The following is a 20008-nucleotide window of genomic DNA, read 5'->3' as shown; positions in this document are numbered from 1 at the left end:
CTGTGAAGAAAGTGAAAGTGCTCGTCGTTGATGACTCTGCTTTTATGCGAAAATTAATTAGCGATTTTTTGTCAGAACATCCGCGGTTGCACGTTGTCGGTACAGCACGTGACGGACAAGAAGCGTTACAAAAAATTGAGCAATTAAATCCGGATGTTGTGACGCTAGATGTTGAGATGCCTGTCATGAACGGGCTTGAAACGTTAAAGCATATTATGCAGAAACGACCGCTTCCAGTCGTCATGATCTCAAGTACGACGACAGAAGGGGCGGAAAATACAATTTTAGCGTTGCAATACGGGGCGGTTGATTTTATTGCGAAGCCTTCAGGAGCCATCTCACTAGATTTATATAAAATTAAAGATAAGATGATCGAAAAAGTGCTTTTGGCAAGCGAAGCCAATTTGCGAACAGTGAAAACAAAACAAAAAATGTCTATGTTGCCACAAAAGCAATATAGTAAAATAGAGGTAAGTGAACGACAAAGCGTAAGTGGAAAGAAAAAAATCATCGCCATCGGCACATCTACAGGGGGCCCTCGCGCGCTTCAACACGTATTAACGAAATTTCCAGCAACGATTGACGCGCCGATTTTAGTCGTTCAACATATGCCAAAAGGCTTTACAAAGTCTTTAGCAACCCGACTTGATTCATTATGTCACATTCGCGTCAAAGAAGCAGAAGATGGTGAAATTATTCAAAAAGGGACGGCGTATATCGCACCAGGAGGAAAACATTTATATGTGAAACGGGTAGGTATGTCGCTAGCCATCCACTTAGATGAAGCAACACCGCGCAATGGTCATCGACCTTCCGTTGACGTGATGTTTGAGTCGTTAAGCGCTCTAACAGATTACGAGAAAATCGCTGTAATTATGACAGGAATGGGTTCAGACGGTACAGCAGGATTGAAACAATTGAAAGCGTCGGGCAACACGTTTGTCGTTGCAGAATCTGCCGAATCTTCCGTCGTATTCGGCATGCCTAAGTCAGCCATTGCTGCAAACGTTGTTGATGAGATCGTTCACGTCGACAATATTGCTGAAGCGGTAATGAAACACGTACAAGTTTGAGGGGGATAGGAACAATGGACATGAGTCAATACCTCGAAGTGTTTATTGATGAAAGTAAAGAGCATTTACAAACGATTAACGAGCAACTGCTAGAACTTGAAAAAAACCCAGATGATGTGTCGATCGTCAATGAAATTTTCCGATCAGCCCATACGCTAAAAGGAATGTCAGCAACGATGGGATTTGAGGACTTAGCTAATTTAACGCATCAACTGGAAAATGTGCTCGATGGAATACGAAATGGGAAAATTGCGGTTACGCCTGAACTGCTTGATGTCATTTTTCGCGCTGTTGATGATTTAGAAGCGATGGTCGTTTCCATTGCAGAAGGTGGAGATGGAAAACGTGACGTTACAGAAGTTGTTGCCCAGTTAAAGCAAATTGAAAAAGGGGAAGTCGTTGTCACTCCGCAAAAAAGCCATTCAACATATGAACAAACATACGATGAGTTTGAATACACGATTTTAAAACAGTCGGCTGAACAAGGGTTCCATAGTTATGAAGTCACGATTAAGCTTCGCTCTGACTGCTTATTAAAAGCTGCCCGTGTATTTATGATTTTTGAAGTGATTGAACAAATTGGTGAAGTGATCAAGTCTGTTCCGACCGTTGAAATGCTTGAATCTGAACAGTTTGACGATCAATTTGTCGTGACGGTAGTGACAAAAGTATCACAAGACGAGTTACAAAAGCGCATTATGAAAGTGTCAGAAGTAGAGGAAGTGCGCGTCCAGTCCGTCGACTTACATCGATCTAACCTTCCAGTAGAGCAAAAAGAAGAACCAAAAGAAGAACAAAAAGAAGAGACAAAAACTGTTGAGCAAACCGTCGAGAAAAAACAAGAAGCACAAGAAGAAAAGCAAACGGGAAAACAGGTGAGCAATAAAACGATTCGCGTTAATATTGAACGTCTTGACGTATTAATGAACTTATTTGAAGAACTTGTCATCGATCGCGGTCGACTAGAACAAATTTCGCGCGAGTTAAACAATCCTGAATTACACGAAACGGTTGAACGGATGTCGCGCATTTCAGGAGACTTGCAAAACATTATTTTGAATATGCGCATGGTGCCTGTTGAAACGGTATTCAATCGCTTTCCGCGCATGGTTCGTCAATTAGCTCGTGATTTAGGAAAGAAAATTAACCTTGAAATTATCGGAGCAGAAACGGAACTCGATCGAACAGTGATTGATGAAATTGGCGATCCGCTCGTTCACTTGTTGCGTAACGCTATCGATCACGGCATTGAAACACCAGATGTACGTCGGGCAAAAGGGAAACCAGAAGAAGGAACAGTTAAATTAAAAGCATATCATAGCGGCAATCATGTATTCATTGAAATTGAAGATGACGGTGCAGGCATTAGCCGCGAAAAAGTGCTGAAAAAAGCCATTAGTAAAGGCATTGTCTCGGAACAAAACGCAGCCAATTTAACTGACAAACAAGTATACGAACTTATTTTTGCTTCAGGTTTTTCAACAGCGGATAAAGTATCTGACATTTCAGGCCGTGGTGTCGGATTAGACGTTGTAAAAAGTACAATTGAGTCGCTAGGTGGATCGGTATCAATTGACTCGGAAGAAGGAGTCGGTTCTGTCTTTTCAATTCAGCTACCGCTTACACTATCCATTATTTCTGTTATGTTAGTTGAAATTCAAAAGGAAAAATATGCGATTCCGTTGTCATCGATTATCGAGACAGCCATTGTGAAAAAAGAGGACATTTTACATGCCCATAACCAAAAAGTCATCGATTTTCGTGGAAAAGTTGTTCCGCTTTTATTCTTAAAAGATATTTTTGAAGTGCCGGTCATCAAAGAAGAAGACGATTTCTTGTCGGTTGTCATTGTACGTAAAGGTGAAAAAATGGCTGGACTTGTCGTCGATTCATTTATCGGTCAACAAGAAGTGGTGTTAAAATCGCTTGGCAACTACTTAACATCTGTGTTTGCAATTTCTGGCGCGACAATTTTAGGTGACGGACAAGTTGCGCTCATTATTGATTGCAACGCGTTAATTAAGTAGGGACAAGCGAGAGGGGGAATTTAATGTGGCTGAGCTGAAAGTAATTGTGTTTCAACTAAAAGACGAAGAATATGCGATTCCAGTTCAACAAGTACGCTCGATTGAAAAAATTCAACATATTACACGCGTTCCTCGCGTTCCGAAATATGTCAAGGGCGTCATTAATTTACGCGGAGTCGTTACACCGATTATTGATTTACGCATGCGATTTGGACTGGAAGAGGCAGCATTTTCTGATCATACGCGCGTCATCATCGTTGCGTTTGATGATATTGAAGTCGGTTTAATTGTTGATGCAGCAAACGATGTCGTTGATATTTCGACAGAAGCGATTGAACCGCCGCCAGAAGTAGTTGATGCAACAACAGCAGATTATATTAACGGTGTCGTAAAAATCGGAAAGCGTCTATTTATTTTATTAAACTTAGAAAAAGTATTAAAAACAGAGAAAGGATAAATCGTCCATGTCATATTTTGAACGGATGGATGCCGTCCATATGGACATACTAAAAGAGATTGGAAATATCGGTGCGGGTCACGCAGCAACAGCGTTATCAAAGCTGTTAAATAAAAGAATTGAAATGACGATTCCGGATGTGCGAATCATTTCATTTGATGAAATGATGGACATTGTCGGGGGAGCTGACAATGTCGTTGCTGCTGTTTTTTTACGTATTGAAGGCGATGCCCCTGGCAATATGTTTTTTGTACTATCGATTGAGCAGGCGGAACGATTTGTTCAACAAATGATTGGTGACGAACAGTTTAAATTAGAACAAGATTGTTCAGAGTTATCATTATCCGCATTACAGGAACTGGGCAACATTTTAGCCGGTTCATATTTATCGTCTTTATCCGATTTTACAAATTTAAATTTACATCCATCTGTTCCGGCGCTCAGCATTGATATGATTGGTGCCATTTTAAGTTATGGATTAATTGAAATGTCACGAGTCGGTGATCATGTCATTGTCGTCGATACGGCCATTCATGAGGAACATCAGCCGGATGATCGTGTCAATGGACACTTTTTCCTACTTCCTGACCCTGAATCATTTCATATCATCTTTCGAGCTTTAGGTGTGGAACATGATGAGTGAAATTGTTCAAGTAGTGAAAGTCGGAATTGCTGATATGAATGTTGTCAAGGCACCGCATGTCATTCGTACATGCGGACTTGGCTCGTGCGTTGGTGTGGTCGTATATGATTTAGTAAAAGAAGTGGCTGGGATGGCGCACGTCATGTTACCTGATTCGTCGTTAGCAAAATCCGAAAACATGAATGTGGCGAAATATGCCGATACTGCGATTGAAGAGCTGATTCGGCGCGTCATTGGGGCAGGAGGACGAAACGGTCATTTAAAAGCAAAAATGGCTGGTGGGGCGCAAATGTTTCAATTTCGCACAGGAACGACGGATATGATGCGTATCGGACCGCGCAACGTTGAGGCTGTTCGCCAGCAGCTTCAACGCTTTCGCATTCCGATTGTTGCTGAAGATGTCGGAGGAAGCAGCGGACGGACGATTGAATTTCATCCGAAAACAGGCATGTTGCTCATTCGAACAGTAAATCAAGGGGTACGGGAAATGTAATGGCTGGTACATGGAAATTTAACATTGGTTTTGCTTTATTCGGCTGCATGATCGCTTTTTTCGCTTCATTATTACAAAATAGCATATGGACATCTACAATACGGGCTTTCATTACATTTGTAGTTTTCTTTGTTTTCGCGTTTATTGTTCGCTGGATGATTGGATTTATCCAAAGAGATGAATCAACACCGAGCGTTTCGTTTACACAGCCGAATGACACCGAAGTGGAACAGATGATTGAAAACTTAAGTGAAGAAGAACAACAAAAAGTAGCGGAGTATATTCGTCAATTATTGAGTGATGAAGAAAAATAAATGCCAAAACGTAGCTTAGGGGGGATGATATATTGTGCTGGCAAAAGTGGATAGATGCTCGCGATCGTGAGGCGGGCAACCAACTGATTGAAAAGTATATGCCACTTGTCGATTATCACGTACAACGTATGGCTTCATCCCTTCCGAAAAGCGTGAAAAAAGAAGATTTAAAAAGTTTAGCGCTACTCGGTTTATACGATGCGCTAGAAAAATTCGATCCTTCGCGTGACTTGAAGTTTGACACGTATGCTTCATTTCGGATTCGTGGTGCCATTTTAGATGGTTTGCGAAAAGAAGATTGGCTGCCCCGAAGTATACGAGAAAAAGCAAAAAAAATTGAAGCGACAATTGAGCGGCTACAACAAATGCATATGCGTGACGTTAGTGCCAAAGAAGTGGCTGACGCGTTAAATATATCAGAAGATGAAGTATACGCAGTCATGAATGAGCAGTTTTTCGCGAATGTTTTATCGCTCGATGAGCGACCGTTTGACGATGACGATGATCAATCATCGTTTACGATACGCGATGATCGATCGCCGTCGCCTGAAGAACATATGTTAAGAGAAGAACAAATTGCCGAATTAGCCCAAGTCATCCAACAATTAAATGAAAAAGAACAGTTAGTTATTAGTTTGTTTTACAAAGAGGAACTGACGTTTACAGAAATCGGGCATATTATGGGGCTGTCGACGTCACGAATTTCCCAAATTCATGCAAAAGCATTATTTAAAATGCGCAAACTAATTGAGCAAGCGATATAACGTGACAGTCCTTCATCAATTTTATGAAGGAAGTGAAAACATGAACTTGAAGTTAGTCGAGTTACAAGTGGCTTTGCCGAAAACACATGAGCTCGGAAAATGGCAAGAACATATGCAACAGTACGGACAGCTTGCTCAACAACAACTTGCATCAGAAATAAAAAAACAAGACGAGCGCATTCGGCAACAAGTGACGAAAGCCGAACAAAGCGAACGTGCTAAGTGGAAAAAACAATCTGAGAAAAAAGAAAAAAGCAAACATCCTTATAAAGGAACGCATATTGATTTTATTGGATAAGAGGGATGGTATGACAACGTTTTTATGGTTTGTTAGCTTCGTTTTGCACGGTATCTCGCTCTTTCTCATCGTTCTTTTATCGTTGAAATGGGTGAAAATTAAAGAGACGGAAAGAGAGCAAGCGGAGCTCATTCGTGAAATGGAGACGATGATGACAACATATTTAATGCAGTTTAAAGAAGAAAATGAACGATTTGTTAAACAAATTACGTCATCGTCCATTCGCCAACATTCTCGTTCGTTGCGAAAAGAACAAATGTCTCCTCCAGTTGAGCACGTTGTTGACCGCATCGAATTATCGACAACTTCGGCTGAAGAACAATCGGCCGAATCGCTCGTTTCTGAAGCATTAAAACTTCAACAACAAGGGAAAACAATCGATGAAATTGCCAAAATACTCAAACGTGGCAAAACAGAAATGGAGCTTTTGCTTAAATTTCACCAAAAGTAGTTGAATGTGTTTTTTAATTATGATATAGTTCTACTTGGTGTGAATACACACGCTCATTGATTTAAGCAACGGTGCTGCTTTGCGGTCTTGCTTAAAAATGACATGAGCGGAGGAAAAAAACCGTGTAGGAGGATGAAAGATGTCTGTTATTTCAATGAAACAATTGCTTGAAGCAGGGGTTCACTTCGGGCATCAAACACGTCGTTGGAACCCAAAAATGAAAAAATATATTTTCACTGAGCGCAATGGTATTTATATCATTGACTTACAAAAAACAGTGAAAAAAGTAGAAGAAGCGTATAACTTCGTCAAAGAACTTGCGGCAAACGGCGGCAAAATTTTATTCGTTGGTACGAAGAAACAAGCGCAAGATTCTGTAAAAGAAGAAGCAGAACGTTCTGGCATGTTCTATGTGAACCAACGTTGGTTAGGTGGAACGTTAACAAACTTCGCAACTATTCAAAAACGTATTAAGCGTTTGAAAGAAATCGAAAAAATGGCTGAAGATGGCACATTTGATGTATTGCCTAAAAAAGAAGTGGTAAAACTAAAGAAAGAGTTAGAGCGTCTTGAAAAGTTTTTAGGCGGTATTAAAGAAATGAAAGAATTGCCAGATGCATTATTTGTCATCGACCCACGCAAAGAGCGCATTGCCGTTGCAGAAGCTCGTAAATTAAACATTCCAATCGTCGGAATTGTTGATACAAACTGCGATCCAGACGAAATCGACTATGTCATTCCTGCAAACGACGATGCGATTCGTGCTGTGAAACTTCTTACAGCTAAAATTGCGGATGCAATTTTAGAAGCAAAACAAGGCGAAGAAGCCGTTGTCACAGCTGAGTAAGCATGCGAAAGGTGATAAGAGGGGGGAGCCTTTTATCACCTTTTTTTAAGAAAATCGGGCATACTAAGCATACGAACCGTTTCGGTTTGTGTACATACGATTTGGCACATAAAAAGGAGGATGTTTCAAATGGCAATTACTGCTCAAATGGTAAAAGAATTGCGCGAAAAAACTGGCGCAGGAATGATGGACTGCAAAAAAGCGTTAACAGAAACAAATGGTGATATGGAAAAAGCAATCGACTGGCTTCGTGAAAAAGGAATGGCGAAGGCAGCGAAAAAAGCAGATCGCATTGCAGCTGAAGGAACAACATTAATTGAAGTTGACGGAAATGTAGCTGTCGTTTTGGAAGTAAACTCTGAAACAGACTTCGTTGCCAAAAACGAAGGATTTAAAACATTAGTAAAAGAATTAGCAGAGCATTTATTAAAACATAAACCTGCAACAGTAGAAGAAGCGTTACAACAAAAAATGGACAACGGTGCGACAGTTGAAGAGCACATCAATGCAGCGATCGCTAAAATTGGTGAAAAAATTACGTTACGTCGCTTTGCAGTTGTAGAAAAAGGTGACAACGCAGCGTTTGGTGCATATCTACACATGGGTGGTCGCATTGCCGTATTAACAGTATTAGAAGGTACAACAAATAGCGACATTGCAAAAGATGTAGCGATGCACATTGCTGCGATTAATCCAAAATACGTTTCTCGCGATGAAGTATCTGCAGATGAAATCGCTCGCGAGCGTGAAGTATTAAAACAACAAGCATTGAATGAAGGAAAGCCAGAAAATATCGTTGAAAAAATGGTTGAAGGCCGTTTAGGCAAATTCTTTGAAGACATTTGCTTACTTGAGCAAAACTTTGTAAAAAACCCAGATGTGAAAGTACGTCAATTTGTAGAATCTAATGGTGCAACTGTAAAAAGCTTCATCCGTTACGAAGTAGGCGAAGGGATTGAAAAGCGTCAAGATAACTTCGCTGAAGAAGTTATGAGCCAAGTTCGTAAGTAATGAAGACAAATAGGGAACACATATGTGTTCCCTATTTTTAAAGAACGGTATGGAGGTTTACAATGAAAAGCCCAAAATATAAACGTGTCGTTTTAAAATTAAGCGGTGAAGCGTTAGCTGGTGATCAAGGATTTGGAATTAATCCTTCTGTCATTAAATCTATTGCGCAACAAGTAAAAGAAGTAGCAGAACTTGGAGTTGAAGTGGCGGTCGTTGTTGGCGGTGGGAACATTTGGCGAGGAAAAATCGGCAGTGAAATGGGCATGGATCGTGCCACAGCCGATTATATGGGCATGTTAGCAACAGTAATGAATTCGCTCGCTTTGCAAGACAGCCTAGAGCAACTCGGTGTACAAACGCGCGTACAAACGTCCATCGAAATGCGCCAAGTGGCAGAGCCGTACATTCGACGGAGAGCGATTCGGCACTTAGAGAAAAAACGCGTTGTCATTTTTGCTGCAGGAACAGGCAATCCGTACTTCTCGACAGATACGACAGCTGCGCTTCGTGCGGCAGAAATTGAAGCGGACGTCATTTTAATGGCAAAAAACAATGTAGACGGTGTATATAGCGCCGATCCAAAAGTGGACAAAAACGCAGTCAAATATGATGAACTATCCTACTTAGATGTGATCAAACAAGGATTAGGCGTTATGGATTCAACAGCTTCATCGTTATGTATGGATAACGATATTCCACTTATTGTTTTCTCGATTATGGAAGAAGGAAATATTAAACGTGCCGTATTAGGCGAAAATATTGGAACAATTGTAAGGGGGAAATAAGATGCAAGTGTTAACGAACGCGAAAGAAAAAATGGATAAAGCAGTTCAAGCTTTTTCTCGTGAACTCGCAACGATTCGTGCTGGTCGTGCAAATCCAGCGTTATTAGAAAAAATTACAGTAGATTACTATGGCATGCCAACACCAATTATTCAGTTAGCAGGCATTCAAGTGCCGGAAGCGCGCCTTCTTGTCATTCAACCGTATGACAAATCCGTATTGAAAGAAATTGAAAAAGCCATTTTAGCATCTGATTTAGGGTTAACACCTTCAAACGATGGTTCAGTCATTCGTATTTCCATCCCGCCGCTAACGGAAGAGCGTCGTCGTGAGCTTGTGAAGTTGGTAAAAAAATATGCTGAAGAAGCGAAAGTCGCTGTGCGCAACATTCGCCGCGATGCAAACGATGAGTTGAAAAAACTAGAGAAAAATGGTGAAATTACAGAAGATGAGTTGCGTGGTTATACAGAAGACATTCAAAAATTAACAGACGATCATATCGCAAAAATTGATGTGATTACGAAAGAAAAAGAGAAAGAAGTCATGGAAGTATAAGTCCCTCTATGTTTATAGAGGGTTTTTTGCTATAATTACAAAATAGGGCGCACAGCCTAATCGTGTTGGATCAAAGCTGGAGGATACGCGCTGATGTTTGAAAAGATGAAAAGATGGAAAAACAAAGAAGAAGGATATGAAAAAGAAACAATTTCACAAGGACCTATTCCCACGCATGTCGCAATCATCATGGACGGAAACGGACGATGGGCGAAAAAACGAGCGTTGCCACGCATGGCTGGACATTATGAGGGCATGCAAACGGTACGGAAAATTACACGCTTTGCGAATGAACTTGGTGTGAAAGTGCTAACATTATACGCATTTTCAACGGAAAATTGGAAACGACCAAGAACAGAAGTCGATTATTTAATGCAGTTGCCTGAGCAATTTTTGAACACATTTTTGCCAGAGTTAATCGAAGAAAACGTGCAAGTACGCGTCATGGGACATAAAGATCAACTACCTTTACATACGTTACGTGCAGTCGATAAAGCAATCGAAGAGACGAAACAAAATACCGGCTTAATTTTAAACTTTGCGTTAAACTACGGAAGTCGTGCAGAAATTGTGCATGCCGTTCAAAAGCTTGTTGATGATGTGCAAAGGGGAACGATTCAAGCAAACGATGTAAATGAACAGCTGTTTCATTCCTATTTAATGACAAACGATTTACCAGATCCAGATTTGCTTATTCGCACAAGCGGAGAGATTCGTTTAAGTAATTTTATGCTTTGGCAATTAGCGTATACAGAATTTTGGTTTACAGATGTACTCTGGCCAGATTTTACAGAACAACATTTTTTACAGGCGGTACATGAATTTCAACAACGAAGCCGTCGATTTGGAGGCGTATAATTTCATATGAAACAAAGAATTGTAACAGCAATTATTGCAGCTTCAGTCTTTTTACCAATCGTCATATATGGCAAATGGCCATTTTTCATTTTAACGTATGTACTAGCTACAATTGGTTTATTTGAACTGATTCGCATGAAACGTATGTCTCTTTTCTCGTTCCCGAGCGTTGTTAGTTTTCTTACACTATGGCTCTTTTTATATCCATATGAACATATGATAAATATATGGATCCTCGTCGTTGGGCTCTTTTTGTTGTTCATTTATACGGTCATATCAAAAAATGCATTTACGTTTGACGATGCAGGGTTTATGATTGCCGCTGTATTATACGTAGGCATTGGTTTTTATTCTTTTGCTCAAGTGCGTGAAGCCGGATTGTCGTACATTTTTTATGCGCTCTTTTTAATTTGGGCAACGGATAGTGGAGCATATTTTATTGGTCGGGCGTTTGGCAAGCGAAAGCTATGGGAGCATATTAGTCCAAACAAAACAGTTGAAGGTGCGATGGGCGGTATTTTATGTGCGCTTGTTGTTGTAAGCGTGTATGAGTGGTTATCGCCATTTGCTCCGTCTTTTCTCATGTTACTCATTGCGACGGTTATTTTATCCATTTTCGGACAGCTTGGTGATTTAGTGGAATCGGCATTTAAACGCCATTACGGAGTAAAAGATTCAGGAGCTATTTTGCCAGGACATGGCGGCATTTTAGATCGATTCGATAGTTTGTTATTTGTTTTGCCCATTTTACATTTGTTTTACCTTATTGCTTAAAAAGGAGTGAATAGTTTGCGAGCAATTAGTTTGTTAGGGGCGACGGGTTCGATCGGCATGCAAACATTAGATGTGATTCGCGCTCATCCTGATGCGTTCCGTCTCGTCGCTTTTTCAGCCGGGCGCAATATAGAACAGGCAAGAATGATCATTGAACAATTTTCACCAAAAGTTGTATGTGTTGCCCAAAAAGAAGATGCCGACATGTTGCAGAGCGAATATATTGGGCGAGTACGCATCGTTTCAGGTGAAGATGGGCTCATTGAAGTGGCGACCGTTCAAGAAGCTGACATTGTCGTCAATGCGGTAGTAGGAAGCGTTGGACTAGTGCCTACGTTAAAGGCGATTGAGGCGAAAAAAACGATTGCGTTAGCCAATAAAGAAACGTTAGTTACCGCAGGTCATCTTGTCATGAAGCACGCTGCCGATTATGGCGTAACCATTTTGCCTGTCGATAGTGAGCATTCGGCAATTTTTCAATGTTTGCAAGGAGAACAACAAAAAAATATCGAATGTATTATTTTAACGGCATCTGGTGGTAGTTTTCGTGATCGGACGCGCGAACAACTACAACATGTCACAGTTGAAGAGGCGTTAAAGCATCCGAACTGGTCGATGGGAGCAAAAATTACAATTGATTCTGCAACGATGATGAACAAAGGACTCGAAGTGATCGAAGCACACTGGTTATTCCAATTACCGTACGAACAAATTGACGTGCTTTTACATAAAGAAAGCATTATTCATTCGATGGTGCAATTTCACGATGGAAGTGTCATTGCTCAACTCGGAACGCCAGATATGCGGGTACCGATTCAATATGCATTAACATATCCTGACCGTTTTCCGCTACATATTGAACGATTGAACTTAGCACAAGTAGCCACGTTGCATTTTCAAAAAGTGGACATGGATCGGTTCCGTTGTTTACAATTTGCTTATGAAGCAGGACAGATAGGTGGAACGATGCCGACTGTATTAAACGCAGCCAATGAGGAAGCGGTGGCAGCCTTTTTAGCTGGACGAATATCGTTTCTAGCGATTGAACAATGCATTGAAAAAGCGATGGAGCGGCACATATCGATTGCCCATCCAGACCTCGAGACGATTCGTGCAGTTGATCTTGAAACGAGACAATATGTAAAATCACTACACATGTAAAAGGTGGTTGAAACTTTGGAGACGGTTATTGCTTTTCTTATTATTTTTGGTGCGCTTGTGTTTTTTCATGAATTAGGTCACTTCATTTTCGCCAAGCGAGCAGGTATTTTATGCCGCGAGTTTGCGATTGGATTTGGTCCAAAAGTGTTTTCGATGAAAAAAGGGGAGACGACGTACACCATTCGCCTACTTCCGCTTGGCGGTTTTGTGCGCATGGCTGGCGAAGATCCAGAAATGATTGACGTCAAGCGCGGTCAAGTGATCGGCTTATTGTTTGATTCAGACGGTAAAGTGAAAAAAATCATCGTCAATCATAAAGACGAATATCCCGATGCGAAAATCATTGAGGTGGAACGCGCCGATTTTGAACATGAGTTATATATTGAGGGTTACGAAAGTGACGATGATCGCTTACAACGTTTTGAATTAAGCGATCCAGCTTACATCGTCATTGATCGAGAAGAAGTACAAATTGCGCCGTACGATCGTCAATTCGGTTCCAAGACGCTCGGACAGCGGGCGATGGCCATTTTTGCCGGTCCGCTTATGAATTTTGTGCTAGCGCTTGTGATCTTTATTGTTATTGGGCTATTACAAGGCTACCCTGTGGATAAACCAATCGTTGGTGAATTGACAGAAGACGGTGCTGCGCGCCAAGCAGGATTAAAACAAGGTGACATTGTCATTTCGATTGATGGACAGCCGATGTCTTCATGGACCGATGTCGTGACAATCATTCGAAAAAGTCCAGAGAAGCCGCTCCAATTTCAAGTAAATCGCAACGGTCAAATCATTGATCTCACCGTCACACCAGAAAAGAAAACGATCGAAGGTGAGACGATCGGTCTCATCGGTGTGTATGGACCGATGGAAAAGTCGTTTGTCGGAGCAATCAAACAAGGAGCGTTAGAAACGTACTATTGGACAAAGGAAATTATCGTTGGATTAGGTCATTTATTGACGGGCAAATTTTCATTTGATATGTTATCTGGACCTGTTGGTATCGCTGTTTCCACACATAAAGTCGCCCAATCTGGCGTGTATTACTTGATGAAATGGGGAGCTATTTTAAGCATTAACTTAGGGATTATCAACTTGCTTCCGCTTCCAGCGCTCGATGGGGGACGTTTAACGTTTTTTGCGATTGAAGCGTTGCGTGGTAAACCGATCGATCGCCAAAAAGAAGGTATCGTTCATTTCATCGGGTTTGCGCTCCTCATGTTGCTTATGCTTGTTGTTACGTGGAATGACATTCAAAAATTTTTCTTATAAATCAATGAAGTAAGAGGTGCTAAAAGAAGATGAAACAAAGTATGTCGTTTATTCCTACTTTACGTGAAGTGCCGGCAGATGCGGAAATTAAAAGCCATCAACTGCTGCTTCGTGCCGGCTTTATTCGCCAAAATGCAAGCGGAGTATATAGCTTCTTACCGCTTGGTAAACGTGTATTACAAAAAATTGAAGCGATCATTCGTGAAGAAATGGATCGGGCAGGTGCTATAGAACTGTTAATGCCAGCGCTTCAGCAAGCAGAGTTATGGCAAGAATCAGGCCGCTGGTATTCATACGGACCAGAATTAATGCGTTTAAAAGATCGTCACGAGCGTGACTTTGCACTTGGTGCAACACATGAAGAAGTCATTACGGCACTTGTTCGCGATGAAGTGAAATCGTATAAGCGTTTGCCACTTACGCTTTACCAAATTCAAACAAAGTTTCGTGACGAAAAACGCCCGCGTTTCGGATTGCTTCGTGGCCGTGAGTTTATTATGAAAGATGCGTATTCGTTTCACGCTTCGCACGAAAGTTTAGATGAAGTATACAATAAAATGTACGAAGCTTATGCGAATGTGTTCCGTCGTTGCGGATTAAATTTCCGCGCTGTCATTGCCGATTCTGGTGCAATGGGTGGAAAAGACACGCATGAGTTTATGGTTTTATCTGATGTTGGAGAAGATACGATTGCATATTCCGACTCGTCTGACTATGCAGCGAACATTGAGATGGCTCCAGTCATTACGACGTATGAGCGAAGTGATGAACCGCATGCCCCGCTTGAAAAAGTGCATACGCCAGAACAACGCACAATTGAAGAAGTAAGTCAATTTCTACAAGTACCAAAAGAAAAATGCATCAAGTCGTTATTATTTAAAGTAGATGATCGCTATGTGCTCGTTCTTGTGCGCGGTGACCATGAAGTAAATGATGTAAAAGTAAAAAATATATTAGAAGCAACAGTTGTGGAATTAGCGACACCAGAAGAGACGAAGCAAGTGATGAACTGTGAAATTGGTTCACTTGGTCCGATTGGTGTTCGGGATGGTATAATCGTTTTAGCTGACCATGCGGTAAAAGCGATTGTCAATGGCGTGTGCGGAGCGAATGAAGCGCACTATCATTACAAGGGGGTCAATCCAGATCGTGACTTTGCTGCGCAATATGCAGATGTGCGTTTCATTCAAGAAGGAGATCCGTCACCAGATGGAAAAGGAACGATTCGTTTTGCGCGCGGAATTGAAGTAGGACACGTATTTAAACTCGGAACGCGTTATAGCGAAGCGATGAATGCGACGTATTTAGACGAAAACGGACGCACGCAGCCGATGATTATGGGCTGTTATGGTATCGGTGTGTCTCGTACGCTTGCTGCGATTGCTGAGCAATATAATGATGAGCATGGACTCATATGGCCAACAGCGGTTGCTCCTTTCCACATCCATTTAATTTCGGTAAATCCAAAAGTGGACGAGCAGCGGGAGCTTGCCGATGAATGGTATGCACGTTTGCAACAAGAAGGGTTTGAAGTGTTGTATGACGATCGTGCCGAGCGTCCAGGAGTCAAATTCGCCGACAGTGATTTAATTGGGTTACCTGTGCGTGTAACAGTCGGAAAGCGTGCAAATGAAGGAATTGTTGAAGTAAAAGTACGAAAAACAGGTGAAACAGAAGAAGTACACGTGTCGCAATTAGTGGAAACGTTGCGCCGTTACTTATAAGGCAGAGAGGGGGCTTCCCCCTCTTTCTGTCGTCTATCGCTCCCAAACGAGGTATAAAAAAGAAGGGGAGGTGTACCGTTACATTTTTGTAACGAACAACGATGAGGGAAGAACAAAAACAACGATTTTCGATTTTACTACAACAACTACAACTTTCTTCGCATATGGCAGAGGACTTATTGCATGGGCGGATTGACAAAGTAGTTGTTGATAAACGAATGAAATGTTGGCACTTTTATTTTCGATTTCCTACGATCTTACCAGCACACGTATATGCCGAGTTTCGTAAACGACTAATCGAACAATTTCGCCATATTGCCGATGTGCAATGCACGATAGAAGTAGAGGATCAAACGTTTACTGCTGAAGATGTGGTGTCGTACTGGCCAATATTTGTCGATACGATTCAACAAACATCGCCGCTTTTTTCACTACTTACACAACAGCAACCGGAAGTAAAAGGAACGAAAGTCACTGTACAAGCGCGCAATGAAGCAGAAGCAATCGCGTTAAAAAAGCGATTTGCGGAAATGTTCGCTGCGACGTATGTTTCTTTCGGATTTCCGCACTTGCAGTTAGAAGCGAGTGTAAAACATGATGAGCAGCAGTTTGAACAATTTTTAGCGCAAAAACAAAAAGAAGATGAAGAACGAGCGTTAGCCGCATTTATGGAAGCGATGCCGAAACAAGAAGAGACGAACACAACGGAAGTAAGCGGCCCGCTTGTAATTGGCTACCAAATTAAAGATGAGGAACATATTCGTTCGCTCGATCAAATTGTGGAAGAAGAACGTCGTGTCGTTGTACAAGGATACATTTTTGATGCTGAAGCAAAAGAATTAAAAAGTGGACGTACGTTATTGACGTTAAAAATAACGGACTACACAAATTCGATTCTTGTCAAAATGTTTTCGCGCGATAAAGAAGATGCCGAGCTTATGCAGCGTGTAAAAAAAGGAATGTGGGTTAAAGTGCGCGGCAGCGTACAAAACGACACGTTTGTACGCGATCTTGTGCTTATCGCGAACGATTTAAATGAAGTGAAACCGAACGAACGTCAAGATACAGCGGAAGAAAAGCGCGTGGAATTACATGTTCATACCCAAATGAGCCAAATGGATGCTGTCGCTTCCGTTACCAAACTTGTTGAACAAGCGAAAAAATGGGGACATGAGGCGATCGCCGTCACGGATCATGCCGTCGTTCAATCGTTTCCGGAAGCGTATAGTGCAGGAAAAAAATACGGTGTGAAAATTTTATATGGATTAGAGGCAAATATTGTTGATGATGGAGTACCGATCGCTTATAATGAAGCGCATCGACGGCTCATGGACGATACGTTTGTTGTATTTGACGTAGAAACGACAGGGCTTTCTGCCGTATATGATACGATTATTGAGTTAGCAGCGGTGAAAGTAAAAAACGGGGAAATTATCGACCGTTTTGAGTCGTTTGCTAACCCGCATCATCCGCTTTCTGTGACAACGATTGAATTAACAAAAATTACAGATGATATGTTAAAAGACGCACCAGATGTTGAAGAGGTGTTAGAAAAGTTTTACGATTGGATCGATGATTGCGTGCTTGTTGCTCATAATGCAACGTTTGATATCGGTTTTTTAAATGCAGGATTTAAGAAAATCAATCGTGGCAAAGTCAAAAACCCGGTCATTGATACACTTGAACTCGCTCGTTACTTATATCCAGAGTTAAAAAACCATCGTTTAAATACGCTTTGTAAAAAGTTTAATATTGAATTAACCCAGCATCATCGCGCCATTTATGACGCAGAAGCGACAGGGTATTTACTTATTCATTTGTTAAAAGAACTTGATGAAAAAGGAATTCAATATCTCGATCAATTAAATGAAGCATCGAAAGAACAAGGAGCGTTCCAACGTTCCAGACCGTTTCATGCAACGTTACTTGTACAAAATGAAGTGGGGCTAAAAAATTTATTTAAACTCGTATCGTTTTCACATGTGAATTATTTTTATCGCGTTCCACGCATTCCACGTTCCGTATTACAACAACATCGCGAAGGGATTTTAGTCGGATCAGGTTGCGATAAAGGTGAACTGTTTGAAGCGATGATGCAAAAAGGAATCGAAGAAGCGGAAGCGATTGCGCCGTTTTACGATTTCCTTGAAGTGCATCCGCCAGAAGTGTATGCGCCGCTCATTGAAATGGAATATGTACGCGACGAAGAAGCACTAAAAGAAATTATTACAAACATTGTGCAGCTTGGTGAACGGCTCGGCATCCCAGTTGTTGCGACAGGAAATGTGCATTATATCCATCGAGAAGATAAAATATATCGCAAAATTTTAATTCATTCACAATCTGGTGGCAATCCGTTAAATCGCCACGAATTGCCGAACGTTCATTTTCGTACGACAAACGAAATGTTAGAAGCCTTTTCGTTTCTTGGTGAACAAAAGGCGAAAGAAATTGTTGTTACAAATACGAAAAAAATCGCCCATTCCATCGAAGAAGTGAAGCCGATTAAAGATGAGTTGTACACACCGAAAATTGAAGGGGCGGACGAAGAAATTCGGCGAATGAGTTATGAACGGGCGAAAAGCATTTATGGGGATCCGCTGCCAGACATCGTTGAAAAACGGCTAGAAAAAGAATTGAAAAGCATTATTGGTCACGGCTTTGCGGTCATTTATTTAATTTCTCATAAACTCGTAAAAAAATCGCTTGATGACGGTTATCTTGTCGGTTCACGTGGTTCAGTTGGTTCATCGTTTGTTGCGACGATGACAGAAATTACAGAGGTGAACCCGCTTCCGCCGCATTACGTTTGTCCGAGCTGCAAACATTCCGAGTTTTTCGATGATGGTTCGGTCGGCTCAGGATTTGACTTGCCCGATAAAGACTGTCCAAAATGTGGCACGCGTTACAATAAAGATGGTCACGATATTCCGTTCGAGACGTTTTTAGGGTTTAAAGGAGATAAAGTGCCAGACATTGATTTGAACTTTTCAGGTGAGTATCAACCTCGAGCGCATAACTATACGAAAGTGCTATTCGGTGAAGATAACGTATATCGTGCTGGAACGATTGGTACCGTCGCGGACAAAACAGCATACGGATTTGTGAAAGGATATATAAACGATAAAAATCTTCATGTACGTGCGGCGGAAATAGATCGTTTAGCCGCTGGATGTACGGGAGTGAAACGAACGACAGGGCAACATCCAGGTGGGATTATCGTCGTTCCAGATTACATGGATATTTATGACTTTACGCCGATTCAATATCCTGCTGACGATACAAGTGCGGAATGGCGCACGACGCATTTTGACTTCCACTCTATTCACGATAACTTATTAAAACTCGATATTCTCGGACACGATGATCCGACAGTCATTCGAATGTTGCAAGATTTAAGTGGAATCGATCCAAAGACGATTCCAACAGACGATCCGGAAGTGATGAAAATTTTTAGTAGTACAGAATCGCTTGGGGTGACACCTGAACAAATTATGTGTAACACAGGAACGCTCGGTATCCCAGAGTTCGGTACGCGCTTTGTTCGTCAAATGTTAGAAGAAACGAAACCGAAGACGTTTTCGGAGCTTGTGCAAATTTCAGGATTATCACATGGGACGGACGTTTGGCTTGGTAACGCGCAAGAGCTTATCCAAAGCGGAACGTGTACGTTATCAGAAGTGATTGGATGTCGCGATGACATTATGGTGTATTTAATTTATCGTGGCTTAGAGCCATCGTTAGCGTTCAAAATTATGGAGTCCGTTCGTAAAGGAAAAGGATTGACGCCAGAATTTGAAGAAGAAATGCGCAAACATGATGTGCCAGAATGGTACATTGAGTCATGTAAAAAAATTAAATACATGTTCCCGAAAGCGCATGCCGCTGCTTACGTGCTTATGGCTGTTCGCATTGCGTACTTTAAAGTTCACCATCCGCTTCTTTATTACGCATCGTATTTTACCGTGCGTGCGGAAGATTTTGATTTAGATGCGATGATTCAAGGGTCTGCTGCGATACGTAGACGAATTGAAGAAATTCAAGCAAAAGGGCTTGATGCGTCCGCGAAAGAAAAAAGCTTGTTGACTGTGCTTGAAATTGCCCTTGAAATGTGTGAACGAGGATTTTCATTTAAAAATATTGATTTGTATCGTTCGCAAGCAACAGAGTTTATCATTGACGGAAATTCGCTTATTCCACCGTTTAATGCCATTCCTGGGCTAGGGACAAACGTTGCGCAAAGCATTGTACGCGCTCGCGAAGAAGGGGAATTTTTATCGAAAGAAGATTTACAACAACGCGGCAAAGTATCAAAAACGATTTTAGAATATCTCGAAAGTCGTGGTTGTTTACAGTCGCTACCAGATCACAATCAATTGTCGCTCTTTTGAATGAGTTGCAATTTTTTTGCCAATATGTTATAGTTCTAGTGGAAATGGTAAAGATAATGCACACAAAGAGTGGGGAGACCCACTCTTTCGTATTGATTCGAGATTCCTTGCC

General features: G+C 41.4%; 19 protein-coding genes. All 19 read left to right on the top strand.

Features of this window, described 5'->3' with window-relative positions:
• Positions 1-2: 2 nt before the first annotated feature.
• The 19 genes from CS060_RS00215 to CS060_RS00125 all read left to right on the top strand — a co-directional run bounded on the left by CS060_RS00215 (position 3) and on the right by CS060_RS00125 (position 19896).
• A complete protein-coding gene (locus CS060_RS00215; RefSeq protein ID WP_035050732.1) occupies positions 3-1073 on the top strand; it encodes a protein-glutamate methylesterase/protein-glutamine glutaminase in 1071 nt (356 codons plus the stop codon).
• A gap of 14 nt (positions 1074-1087) precedes the next feature.
• A complete protein-coding gene (locus CS060_RS00210) occupies positions 1088-3100 on the top strand; it encodes a chemotaxis protein CheA (protein ID WP_035050729.1) in 2013 nt (670 codons plus the stop codon).
• A 25-nt stretch (positions 3101-3125) separates the two neighbouring features.
• Positions 3126-3557, top strand: coding sequence for a chemotaxis protein CheW (locus tag CS060_RS00205; protein ID WP_035050727.1), 432 nt, complete (start codon positions 3126-3128; stop codon positions 3555-3557).
• 7 nt (positions 3558-3564) lie between these two features.
• On the top strand, positions 3565-4200 hold the full coding sequence (locus CS060_RS00200; RefSeq protein ID WP_035050725.1) for a chemotaxis protein CheC: 636 nt from the start codon (positions 3565-3567) through the stop codon (positions 4198-4200).
• A complete protein-coding gene (locus CS060_RS00195; protein ID WP_035050724.1) occupies positions 4193-4693 on the top strand; it encodes a chemotaxis protein CheD in 501 nt (166 codons plus the stop codon). The genes CS060_RS00200 and CS060_RS00195 overlap by 8 nt, the downstream gene beginning before the upstream one ends.
• The gene (locus CS060_RS00190) at positions 4693-5007 is read left to right on the top strand and encodes a hypothetical protein (RefSeq protein ID WP_035050723.1); all 315 of its coding nucleotides are present in this window, start codon (positions 4693-4695) and stop codon (positions 5005-5007) included. The genes CS060_RS00195 and CS060_RS00190 overlap by 1 nt, the downstream gene beginning before the upstream one ends.
• Before the next feature lie 32 nt (positions 5008-5039).
• Positions 5040-5771 (top strand): FliA/WhiG family RNA polymerase sigma factor, encoded by a 732-nt coding sequence (locus tag CS060_RS00185; RefSeq protein ID WP_082180339.1) that lies wholly within the window; start codon positions 5040-5042, stop codon positions 5769-5771.
• Positions 5772-5811: 40 nt separating this feature from the next.
• Positions 5812-6069 (top strand): hypothetical protein, encoded by a 258-nt coding sequence (locus CS060_RS00180; protein ID WP_035050731.1) that lies wholly within the window; start codon positions 5812-5814, stop codon positions 6067-6069.
• Between the two features lie 10 nt (positions 6070-6079).
• Complete coding sequence (locus tag CS060_RS00175; protein WP_035050721.1) at positions 6080-6520, top strand: DUF6115 domain-containing protein; 441 nt, start codon at positions 6080-6082, stop codon at positions 6518-6520.
• A 139-nt stretch (positions 6521-6659) separates the two neighbouring features.
• Positions 6660-7367, top strand: coding sequence for a 30S ribosomal protein S2 (gene rpsB, locus CS060_RS00170; protein WP_035050720.1), 708 nt, complete (start codon positions 6660-6662; stop codon positions 7365-7367).
• 129 nt (positions 7368-7496) lie between these two features.
• A complete protein-coding gene (tsf, locus tag CS060_RS00165; RefSeq protein ID WP_035047342.1) occupies positions 7497-8378 on the top strand; it encodes a translation elongation factor Ts in 882 nt (293 codons plus the stop codon).
• 62 nt (positions 8379-8440) lie between these two features.
• A complete protein-coding gene (pyrH, locus tag CS060_RS00160) occupies positions 8441-9163 on the top strand; it encodes a UMP kinase (RefSeq protein ID WP_004891026.1) in 723 nt (240 codons plus the stop codon).
• 1 nt (position 9164) lies between these two features.
• Positions 9165-9716 carry a ribosome recycling factor gene (gene frr, locus CS060_RS00155; protein WP_035047341.1) on the top strand — a complete coding sequence of 184 codons (552 nt, stop codon included), beginning with the start codon at positions 9165-9167 and terminating at the stop codon, positions 9714-9716.
• Positions 9717-9806: 90 nt separating this feature from the next.
• Entirely contained in the window at positions 9807-10574 is a 768-nt protein-coding gene (uppS, locus tag CS060_RS00150; RefSeq protein WP_369795723.1) for an undecaprenyl pyrophosphate synthase, read from the top strand.
• 6 nt (positions 10575-10580) lie between these two features.
• On the top strand, positions 10581-11348 hold the full coding sequence (locus CS060_RS00145) for a phosphatidate cytidylyltransferase (protein ID WP_035047337.1): 768 nt from the start codon (positions 10581-10583) through the stop codon (positions 11346-11348).
• Between the two features lie 6 nt (positions 11349-11354).
• A complete protein-coding gene (dxr, locus tag CS060_RS00140; protein WP_082180263.1) occupies positions 11355-12509 on the top strand; it encodes a 1-deoxy-D-xylulose-5-phosphate reductoisomerase in 1155 nt (384 codons plus the stop codon).
• Between the two features lie 15 nt (positions 12510-12524).
• Positions 12525-13781, top strand: a complete 1257-nt coding sequence (rseP, locus tag CS060_RS00135; RefSeq protein WP_035047333.1) for an RIP metalloprotease RseP — start codon at positions 12525-12527, stop codon at positions 13779-13781.
• Between the two features lie 29 nt (positions 13782-13810).
• Positions 13811-15505 carry a proline--tRNA ligase gene (locus CS060_RS00130; RefSeq protein WP_035047331.1) on the top strand — a complete coding sequence of 565 codons (1695 nt, stop codon included), beginning with the start codon at positions 13811-13813 and terminating at the stop codon, positions 15503-15505.
• A 101-nt stretch (positions 15506-15606) separates the two neighbouring features.
• Positions 15607-19896 carry a PolC-type DNA polymerase III gene (locus tag CS060_RS00125; protein ID WP_035047329.1) on the top strand — a complete coding sequence of 1430 codons (4290 nt, stop codon included), beginning with the start codon at positions 15607-15609 and terminating at the stop codon, positions 19894-19896.
• Positions 19897-20008: the final 112 nt, after the last annotated feature.

The organism is Anoxybacillus flavithermus, assembly GCF_002742685.1.
Lineage (GTDB): Bacteria > Bacillota > Bacilli > Bacillales > Anoxybacillaceae > Anoxybacillus > Anoxybacillus flavithermus_E.
The sequence above is the reverse complement of the archived record's forward strand: the minus strand, read 5'-3'. Positions and strand labels throughout refer to the sequence as shown.